Raw genomic sequence first — 2,780 nt, 5'->3', positions numbered from 1 at the left:
CGGTGATGGGCAGCGAGGGCGCGGGCGTGGTGGTCGAGGTCGGCCCCGGCGTGACCGACCTGGCGCCGGGCGACCGGGTGCTCGGCATGTTCGAGTGCGCCTTCGGCCCGCAGGCGATCGCCGCGCGGGAGCGGATCGCCCGGATGCCCGCCGGCTGGTCGTTCACCCAGGCGGCCTCGATGCCGCTGGTCTTTCTGACGGCCTACTACGCGCTGCGTGACCTGGCGGGTCTGCGGGCCGGGGAGTCGGTGCTGATCCACAACGGGGCGGGTGGGGTCGGCATGGCCGCGATCCAGCTCGCCCACCATCTCGGCGCGACCGTGTACGCCACGGCGAGTCCCGGTAAGTGGGGCGTGCTGCGCGGCCTTGGGGTGGCCGGGGAGCGGATCGCGTCGTCGCGTACCACCGGGTTCGAGGGTTCGTTCGCGTCGGTCACCGGCGGGGCCGGGGTGGACGTGGTGCTGGATGCCCTGGCCGGTGAGTTCGTCGACGCGTCGCTGCGGCTGCTGCCGCGCGGTGGTCGATTCGTGGAGATGGGCAAGGCGGACCTGCGCGATCCCGCCATGGTCGCCGCCGAGCATCCGGGCGTCACCTACCGCGCCTTCGACCTCAACGAGGCGGGCAGCGCCCGGATCGGCGAGATGCTGGCCGAGATCCTCGCGCTGTTCGAGCGAGGCGCGCTGCGTCCGCTGCCGGTGCGGGCGTGGGACGTGCGCCACGCCCGGCAGGCGCTGCGGCACATCAGCCAGGCCCGCCACGTCGGCAAGGTGGTGCTGCGCGTTCCCACCCCGGTGGACCCCGAGGGCACCGTGCTGGTCACCGGCGCCGCCGGGACGCTGGCCGGCGTGGTCGCCCGGCACCTCGTCGCCACCGGCCAGGCCCGGCACCTGCTGCTGGCCTCCCGCCGCCACCCCGACGGGGCCGGCGGGGACGACTACGCCACCCTCGTCCGGGACCTGACCGGCGCGGGCGCCGAGGTCACCGCCGTGGCGGTCGACGTCAGCGACCCCGCGCAGGTGACCCGGCTGGTCGCCGGGATCGACCCCGCGCACCCGCTCACCGCCGTCATCCACACCGCCGGGATCCTCGCCGACGCGACGATCGGCTCGCTCGACGCGCGGTCGCTCGACGTGGTGCTGGCGCCGAAGGTGGACGCCGGCTGGGCGCTGCACGAGGCCACCCGGCACCTGGACCTGTCGGCGTTCGTGCTGTTCTCCTCGGTCGCGGCCACCCTCGGCTCGCCCGGGCAGGGCAACTACGCGGCGGCCAACGCCTTCCTCGACGCCCTCGCCCGGCACCGCCACCAGCAGGGCCTGCCCGCCACCAGCCTCGCGTGGGGCATGTGGGCCACCGCCAGCGCGATGACCGCCCACCTTGACGGCGACGACCAGCAGCGGCTGCGGCGCGTCGGCATGAGCGGCCTCTCCCCGGCCGAGGGCGCCGAACTCCTCGACGCGGCCCTGCCGTCGGCCGCGCCGCTCGTCGTCGCGGCCCGGCTCCAGGTCACCGGCGAGGCCGACCAGGTGCCGCCGCTGCTGCGGCAACTCGTCCGCGCCGCCGGCCGGCGGCGCACGGCCGGCGACCGGCCGGCCGCCGGGGCGTCCTGGCGGGACCGGCTGGCCGGGCTGCCCGAGGCGGACGCCCGGCAGGCGCTGGTCGACCTGGTCTGCGGGCAGGCCGCGACCGTGCTCGGTCACGCCTCGACGCTGGCGGTCTCCGCCGCCCGGGCCTTCAGGGACCTCGGCTTCGACTCGCTGACCTCGGTGGAGCTTCGCAACCGGCTGGGCGCCGCGACCGGGCTGCGGCTTCCCGCCACGCTGGCCTTCGACCACCCCACCCCGGCCCGGCTGGCCGACCACCTGTTCCAGCAGCTCGGCCCCGCCACCGGCGCCGGCCCGACCGTGCGTACCGTCGGCACCGGCGACGCCGACGAGCCGATCGCCATCATCGGCATGGCCTGCCGCTACCCCGGCGGCGTCGCCACCCCCGAGCAGCTGTGGCGGCTCGTCGCCTCCGGGGCCGACGCCATCGGCGGATTCCCCACCGACCGCGGCTGGGACCTCGACCGGCTCTACGGCGCGGCCGGCGACCAGGCCGGCGGCACCGTCACCGACCAGGGCGGCTTCCTCTACGACGCGGCCGACTTCGACGCCGGCTTCTTCAACGTCAGCCCGCGCGAGGCCCTGGCCATGGACCCGCAGCAGCGGCTGCTGCTGGAGACCGCCTGGGAGAGCTTCGAGTACGCCGGCATCGACCCCACCGGGATCGCCGGCACCGCCACCGGCGTCTTCGTCGGCGCCGCCTCCTCCGGCTACGCCGGCAGCGGCCGCGAGGACCTGGACGGCCTCGAGGGGCACCTGCTGACCGGTACGGCGGGCAGCGTCGCCTCCGGGCGGGTGGCCTACACGTTCGGTCTCGAAGGCCCGGCCGTCACCGTCGACACGGCCTGCTCCTCGTCCCTGGTGGCCCTGCACCTCGCCGCCCAGGCGCTGCGCGGCGGCGAGTGCGACCTGGCGCTGGCCGGCGGGGTGGCGCTGATGGCGCAGCCCGGCATGTTCTCCGAGTTCTCCCGCCAGGGCGGGCTGGCCCCGGACGGGCGGTGCAAGGCGTTCGCCGCCGCCGCCGACGGCACCGGCTGGTCCGAGGGCGTCGGCATGCTGCTGGTGGAGCGCCTCTCCGACGCGCGGCGCAACGGCCACCGCGTCCTCGCCGTCGTGCGGGGCAGCGCGGTCAACCAGGACGGCGCCCGGCGACAGCCAACTACCGGGTCGACGCCTGGT

General features: G+C 76.5%; 1 protein-coding gene. It reads left to right on the top strand.

What is annotated here, in order from left to right:
- Positions 1–2,780 (top strand): type I polyketide synthase (locus ACWENR_RS30350; protein ID WP_452280369.1); only part of this gene is annotated, 2,780 nt, incomplete at both ends.

It is taken from the genome of Micromonospora sp. NPDC004336 (genome assembly GCF_053602615.1).
Note: the sequence above shows the minus strand (reverse complement) of the source record. Positions and strands in the feature narration are given on the sequence as shown.